The organism is Cyclobacterium roseum (assembly GCF_010119225.1).
Taxonomy (GTDB): domain Bacteria; phylum Bacteroidota; class Bacteroidia; order Cytophagales; family Cyclobacteriaceae; genus Cyclobacterium; species Cyclobacterium roseum.
Genome location: NZ_WNKF01000005.1, coordinates 332,313 through 338,854, shown reverse-complemented (window position 1 = coordinate 338,854; position 6,542 = coordinate 332,313). Strand labels below are relative to the sequence as shown.

Genomic DNA, 6,542 nt, shown 5'->3' with positions numbered 1-6,542 from the left:
GTGTAATTTCAATTCCTGTATGGTGCGATTAAGGGAGTTTTGCTTTAGCATTGCTTTAGCATTGCTAGACTATTTCAATTCCTGTATGGTGCGATTAAGGGTTAGGTCAAAATTAGCTGTTATTAAACGAGTAATATTTCAATTCCTGTATGGTGCGATTAAGGGGACCATATTACCCAGGACGTAAAAGACTGCTTGATTTATTTCAATTCCTGTATGGTGCGATTAAGGGTAAGGTCGGCCCCGTAAAGGTCGGCCCCTCTAAGGTATTTCAATTCCTGTATGGTGCGATTAAGGGAATCACAAACGATGTAACGCAAAAAGCTAAAAGGCTTATTTCAATTCCTGTATGGTGCGATTAAGGGTAAATCCCATGCTGATAATTCGGTGATTGATTTGTTATTTCAATTCCTGTATGGTGCGATTAAGGGTCCTTTCCGATCTAAGGGAATCTGGATCTATTGAACATTTCAATTCCTGTATGGTGCGATTAAGGGGACAAAACCGCAGCATTAGGCACGGCTCCAAGAACAATTTCAATTCCTGTATGGTGCGATTAAGGGTTCTGTGTCAAGATAAACTCCTGTAGTTTCGTTTTTATTTCAATTCCTGTATGGTGCGATTAAGGGAAGGAGGTTTGATTAATAACAAACCCATTTTAGTAGTATTTCAATTCCTGTATGGTGCGATTAAGGGTATTGGGGGCGGCATGGACAAGCCAGGAGACCCTGCATTTCAATTCCTGTATGGTGCGATTAAGGGTCCATTTTGCCATTCCTGAACTGTAAATCTAAAATAATTTCAATTCCTGTATGGTGCGATTAAGGGGTTTGAAAAATGGGCGGCGATAGTTGGCCCGAAAATTTCAATTCCTGTATGGTGCGATTAAGGGTACGATCAACTAAAGCAGGCTCCTAACTATCCCGGTATTTCAATTCCTGTATGGTGCGATTAAGGGATAAACAGAAGTCAGTCAACTGCAATAGATAGCGGATTTCAATTCCTGTATGGTGCGATTAAGGGCAGGTGCCGGGCGTTCAATCCAGAACTTACCATTTCCATTTCAATTCCTGTATGGTGCGATTAAGGGAATGTTGTTGAAAACGTGGTAATCGCTTCTATCAAGAATTTCAATTCCTGTATGGTGCGATTAAGGGCATCACAATATCTGCTAAATACTGCCAATCCGAAAATTTCAATTCCTGTATGGTGCGATTAAGGGATCTTTCCGCAGAAATGCAAAAGAAAGCGGAAGAGAATTTCAATTCCTGTATGGTGCGATTAAGGGACCTGGTTAATTGCCGTTGTTATCTGGAATATAGATATTTCAATTCCTGTATGGTGCGATTAAGGGACCGATTCTTTTCCGCTTACAGCTATTTACGAAGATATTTCAATTCCTGTATGGTGCGATTAAGGGCATGTAGATATTTCCCTTAAATACCGCTGCTTCTCATTTCAATTCCTGTATGGTGCGATTAAGGGAAAGACCATTCACCATTTTCAGTACATGCGTTTTTAATTTCAATTCCTGTATGGTGCGATTAAGGGCAGGTAAAAATGTCCCTCTATTATATCCCCTCGTCTATTTCAATTCCTGTATGGTGCGATTAAGGGTGTAATATTTTACCATGTCATTTAAGCGCATAACGTATTTCAATTCCTGTATGGTGCGATTAAGGGCCCGGTAATCAGCTACATTTTTATTATCCCCTTCCAATTTCAATTCCTGTATGGTGCGATTAAGGGCCGTCGGCCTGAAAACAAAAATAGGCCAAATTCCTGTAAAATAAAGGCTTTTGTCTTTGGTTTTTTGCACGGAGATTGTCGGTATCCAATAACCGGATTTCTCCCTGCCTTCGACAACCCGCCTCAAAGCTTGCATCCCGGATTTTGATGGCCCTGGTAGCGGGGTATGCCGTAAAAAATTCACGTTGATCCATCGATCGACAACCAAAACCCTAAATAAACGTGTCCAGGTCGTTTTTGTCCTGGCCGATGATTTCCTTTTCCAACCACTTCTGCTCCCGGCTCTTAAAGATAATTAAACTGTCGTCTTCTTCCTTCATAAACAACCTGGCCCGACTGATAAGTTCTTTCAACTTTACCTCTGTGATTTCGCCTTCAAACACGGAGTTCTGGATCCAATTCAAGTATTGCCGGCAGAGCTTAAGCATCTTTCCAACACGCTTTTCGCCGATGTCGTAAACCAAAATGATGTACATGCTAATTAGTTAATGTGTGATTCGTTCATCCAAGATGGAATGCAATCCCATCCCCCTATTTGGCTACTTCTCAACAAGATTGCTCACCACCAAACTTTAAATGGCTGATACGTTTCCATTCCCAGCAAATGCTTGCTCAGTTTGTAGCACTCCAGCTTCACCAAATGTTTGTAACTAACTTGTTTTTTCAAGGTTCTGTGTTTGATGGTTTCGTTCAGCCGTTCTTCAAACGCCCGGATAAAGGCTTTTTTGCCGCTTTCCTTCAAAATGACCTTATTGACATGAAAATCAAAGTCCTTGGACTTGACTTCCCTTTTGTTTAATACCCTGAAAATGGTGCGATCCACCAATATGGGCTTGAATATCTCTGCCAGGTCCAGGGCCAGCGAGTACCTTCTGTACCCGGGTTCGTGTAGAAAACTGATCGTGGGATTCAACTGGGTATGGTAAATTTGATCCAGGCAAAGCGTATAACACATCATATTACCAAAGGAAATCAGAGCGTTTACCTCATTCATGGGCGGCTGCTTGCTTCGGCCTTCCATGGCATGGTCTTTCAGGATCAGGTCAAAGGCCCGGTAATATTCCTGCCGGATATTGCCCTCTACCCCCATCAAAGCTGGAATATCCCCGGAGGCATCTATAAGCATACCGAACTGGGAAATTTTGTTCAGGGAGTCTTCCAGGTCTTTGCCCCGGTTTAGGTAGTACTTCAGGTTTTTGCTTATGTTAAAGGCGGCTCCCTCCACAAATTTTTTGGCGATTTTCAATCTACTCTCCAATTGGGAATAGTGCATGGTTTGTTGGATCTGCATTTTTCCGGCCAGCAGGTATTCTTTTGGCTGAAAACTGCCCGTGTAATGCTCGTAATAATCAAAAAAATGCACGCTGATGCCCGCTTTTCCCAGAAAATTATACAAGGCCGAATTGGCATCCAGGCTGCCAAAGCAATACAGGTCCGAGACACCCTCCACAGGGATGTACTTGGGTGTGCCTTCTTTTCCCGACTCATCTATCGGAGTGAATTTCAATGTAAAGTCCTTTCGACTGAGCCGCCCTGGGTTGAAGAGGTAGTAGGTTTTTTTCAATTTATCGGATTGCTAAAAATCAGATTTTCGATCCATTCAAAATCTTTGGTGTTTACGGTGAGGAGCTTAGCCTGATGGATCAGGGCAGTTGCTGCTATAATGGAATCACCTAGGCTCATTTTTTTTGTTTGCCTTAATATAATCGCAGTGTCCCCAATTTCAGAAGTTAATGGCAATACCTGGATGTTGGCAAATAATTTTATAAGTGCTGCTTTTTCCCCATCGGTTAATTTATGATAGCCCAAGACTTCAATTTTACTCACAATAGAACAAACAGGTTGCTTTTGCCTCAGAAAATTCCGTAGTTTTTGTTGTTCTGGAAGCAGGGAATAGATCAATATGTTACTATCCAATAAGTACATCAATCCCTGCCCAATAGATTTTTATCTTTTCGTACTTCTTTTTGCCACGAGCGTGGATCTGTGATGCTTGTAATCGGGGAGTTTGCTGCTATTTGATCCATGACATCAACCAATTTTTCATTGCTTTTTTGTTCAGTCGTTTCCAATTGATAGGTCGCCTGTTCACCTTTGATCAAATCCAATATTTGGTGTACGAGGTTTTGATCTGTCGTGCTGATAGTGATCTTCGTTTCCATTCTTTTTTTGTCTCAATATACTAAATTAAATCATTATCGGTACTTTCGGTTGCATAACAGAAGTCAAAATAGCTGCAGGAGCGGCAGATGCTTTTTTTCTCCAAAGAGGGACAGTTTTCTTGGGAAATAAGCTCTTTCACTTCCTGTACCCAACCTTGCACCAGCGATTGATCTCCTTCTTCCCATTCCACAATTTGAGTCTGCCGCATTTTGGGGTATTCGAGTAGTGCGCTGGCCCCTTCGATTCCATTTTTTGACAGCATATACAGGTAATACTTTACCTGGGCGATATGCGCCTGTTCTTCTTTATCGGTTTTCTTGACCTCGTGAATGACTTTGTTTTTAGCATCGTAAAAGTCGATTTTGATGTCCTCCAGTTCCAATTCGGTGTATTTCTTGGACCGGTCGGGATAGCTGGTCTCTCCAATAAGGCTACCCTCGGCCACGATATCCAAGGTATGCGCCATCCGTATGCCATGGGCAAAGAGCCAAAGTTTGCGGTAGCAAGGTGTGGAGGTAGGCGATATGAGTGCCGGTGGTATTCAATTATTGCGCTGAATCAGGCATATTAAAGTTGCTGTAGCCACCTCATTAATAAGGTGTCGTGAAGGCGGTAATGATCGTTTTGATAAACAACAAACTCTTTTTTTACCAGTAACTGAAGGGCTGTACTTACTGAACTGGCAGCACCAAGGTTATTTTTGGCAATGAATTCCTGAGCCGTGGGGGAAGGTACGATTTCTTGTAAGGCGATGGCTTTCAGGGTCCTCCACTGTAAATCAGTTAACAATTGCTGGTAGGTGCCAAAAAGCGGTGCTTCCTGTTGTATAATTTCCTGCTTCACCTCCGAAAGTAGTTTCTCGCCAATGACCTGCTTTCTGCCATAGAGTTTGTTGCAGATAAGCTGTACATAATAGGTTTGCATGCGACACCAGGCAAAGATGTCATCCAGCAGCGGTTTACTGATTTCGAGGTTTACTTTTTTGAAAAATGCCCGGATAAATACAGCATAGTCCGTCTTGTCTATGGACTCCAAGGACCAGACCTGCGCACTATTATAAAAAGGGCGTCCATGGTCGGTAAACATGGTTTGCATCATATGCCGATGACTGCCACTGAAAATAAAACGTATCATGGGAAATTCTTGCGTCCAGGACCGGAAAATCGCTTCGGCATTTTGCCTGGTATAAGAAGTGATTTGTTGAAATTCGTCAATAGCGACAACCACGGGCTGTTTTAGCTCTTTAAGAAAGATGCCAATGGCTTCCATGGAGCGTTCTGCCTCGGAGGCCTGAACCAATCCAAGGGAAATCTGAGGTGCACCACTAATGGGATCCATACTAATGGTTGCGCCCAATGAACTGAGCATGGCCAGCATTTTTTTGCCTAGTCCGGTATGTAGGTTTTCAAACTGCTGAAGAATGGCATTTGCCAGTTTTTTGTTGGCTTCTTGCATGCTGCTCGTGCCCAGTAAGTCCACAAACACCGTTTTGGCCCTTTTTTCTTTTTCCAGGTAATAGAAAAACTGCTTTATAAGGGCAGTTTTGCCCATCCTGCGGTAGGCATAAATCACTGCGTTACGTTCGTTGCTAAATTGTTCCTCCAACCAGGCCAACTCCCTTTTCCGGTTGCAGAAATAGGCGGGACTGTGGTAACCGCTAAGGACAAATGGATTGGCAGGCTTTCTCATATTTCGTAATGTACGTTACGTAATATACGTTACGCAAGTTATGAAAAAATCAATAGCGAAATAGTGAATTTTTCGGATTTTTTCATTTCTTCCTCTTCTCATTCCTTGTCCGCAACACTGATTTGGGGTTTGGAATGGGTGAAAATTGGTATAAACGATAATCCTCCCATCCAAATGCAGCTGGGATTACTACATGAAAGCGACTGAATGTATAATGATTTGGAAAAAAGAGTCTGCGCCATACAAGAGGTTTGGAAATTCCTTTGACATGTTTTTTTAGTTTAAACAACAATAGGTTTTTTGATGATTTTTTTTATTGGTTTTTTATTTCTTCTTCCCTATTGTTCTTAATTGAAAATTGGTTGTTGGCAAACATCCCGTTACTAGCAGTTTATCCCATTTGTGATCACCCCGTTAACAACCATCACTCCTCTCCCGAATAGCAAAAATCATAGTAGCTACATTTTTCGCAAATGGGGAGTCTAACCAACGCGGGACAGTGGGGCTGATTGATAATGGCGGTAGCCTTTTGAATATAGGTACTTACCAAAGCTTCATCTCCTTCTTCCCATTCCACGATTTGAGTTTGCCGCATTTTGGGGTATTCAAGTAAGGCACTGGCCCCTTCGATTCCATTTTTTGACAGCATATACAGGTAATACTTTACCTGGGCGATATGCGCCCGTTCTACTTTATCGGTTTTCTTGACTTCGTGAATGACTTTGTTTTTTGCATCGTAAAAGTCGATTTTGATGCCATCGAGTTCCAATTCGGTGTATTTTTTGGACCGGTCGGGATAGCTGGTCTCACCAATGAGTTTACCCTCGGCTACGATATCCGAAGTATGCTCCATCCGTATGCCATGGGCAAAGAGCCAAAGTTTGCGGTGGCAGGTGTGAAGGTAGGCGATATGGGTACCGGTGATCATCAAGGGGAGTCTT

The 6,542-nt window shown here is 42.5% G+C and carries 8 protein-coding genes and 1 CRISPR repeat array; all 8 genes read right to left on the bottom strand.

The window, feature by feature from the left end; genetic code table 11:
- Positions 1-5: 5 nt before the first annotated feature.
- Positions 6-1,749: a CRISPR direct-repeat array (repeat unit 30 nt; unit sequence ATTTCAATTCCTGTATGGTGCGATTAAGGG).
- 212 nt (positions 1,750-1,961) lie between these two features.
- A complete protein-coding gene (gene cas2 / locus GJQ68_RS10105; RefSeq protein WP_162417161.1) occupies positions 1,962-2,225 on the bottom strand; it encodes a CRISPR-associated endonuclease Cas2 in 264 nt (87 codons plus the stop codon).
- An 83-nt stretch (positions 2,226-2,308) separates the two neighbouring features.
- Entirely contained in the window at positions 2,309-3,313 is a 1,005-nt protein-coding gene (cas1b, locus tag GJQ68_RS10100) for a type I-B CRISPR-associated endonuclease Cas1b (RefSeq protein ID WP_162417160.1), read from the bottom strand.
- Positions 3,310-3,675: a type II toxin-antitoxin system VapC family toxin gene (locus GJQ68_RS10095; protein WP_162417176.1), complete on the bottom strand. Its 366-nt coding sequence runs from the start codon at positions 3,673-3,675 to the stop codon at positions 3,310-3,312. The genes cas1b and GJQ68_RS10095 overlap by 4 nt, the downstream gene beginning before the upstream one ends.
- Positions 3,675-3,911, bottom strand: a complete 237-nt coding sequence (locus GJQ68_RS10090) for a hypothetical protein (RefSeq protein ID WP_162417159.1) — start codon at positions 3,909-3,911, stop codon at positions 3,675-3,677. Before GJQ68_RS10090 ends, GJQ68_RS10095 begins: the two co-directional genes overlap by 1 nt.
- 20 nt (positions 3,912-3,931) lie before the next feature.
- Entirely contained in the window at positions 3,932-4,378 is a 447-nt protein-coding gene (locus tag GJQ68_RS10085; protein ID WP_202927910.1) for a Dna2/Cas4 domain-containing protein, read from the bottom strand.
- A gap of 101 nt (positions 4,379-4,479) precedes the next feature.
- On the bottom strand, positions 4,480-5,601 hold the full coding sequence (locus GJQ68_RS10080; protein WP_162417158.1) for an AAA family ATPase: 1,122 nt from the start codon (positions 5,599-5,601) through the stop codon (positions 4,480-4,482).
- A gap of 82 nt (positions 5,602-5,683) precedes the next feature.
- On the bottom strand, positions 5,684-5,890 hold the full coding sequence (locus GJQ68_RS23665) for an IS1096 element passenger TnpR family protein (protein ID WP_162417157.1): 207 nt from the start codon (positions 5,888-5,890) through the stop codon (positions 5,684-5,686).
- A 135-nt stretch (positions 5,891-6,025) separates the two neighbouring features.
- Entirely contained in the window at positions 6,026-6,529 is a 504-nt protein-coding gene (locus tag GJQ68_RS10070; protein WP_162417156.1) for a CRISPR-associated protein Cas4, read from the bottom strand.
- Positions 6,530-6,542 lie beyond the last annotated feature (13 nt).

Coding starts and splice junctions, on each gene's coding strand:
- cas2 (WP_162417161.1), bottom strand. CDS start 2,225: ATGTACATCATTTTGGTTTACGACATCGGCGAAAAGCGTGTTGGAAAG.
- GJQ68_RS10095 (WP_162417176.1), bottom strand. CDS start 3,675: ATGTACTTATTGGATAGTAACATATTGATCTATTCCCTGCTTCCAGAA.
- GJQ68_RS10090 (WP_162417159.1), bottom strand. CDS start 3,911: ATGGAAACGAAGATCACTATCAGCACGACAGATCAAAACCTCGTACAC.
- GJQ68_RS10085 (WP_202927910.1), bottom strand. CDS start 4,378: ATGGCGCATACCTTGGATATCGTGGCCGAGGGTAGCCTTATTGGAGAG.
- GJQ68_RS10080 (WP_162417158.1), bottom strand. CDS start 5,601: ATGAGAAAGCCTGCCAATCCATTTGTCCTTAGCGGTTACCACAGTCCC.
- GJQ68_RS10070 (WP_162417156.1), bottom strand. CDS start 6,529: ATGATCACCGGTACCCATATCGCCTACCTTCACACCTGCCACCGCAAA.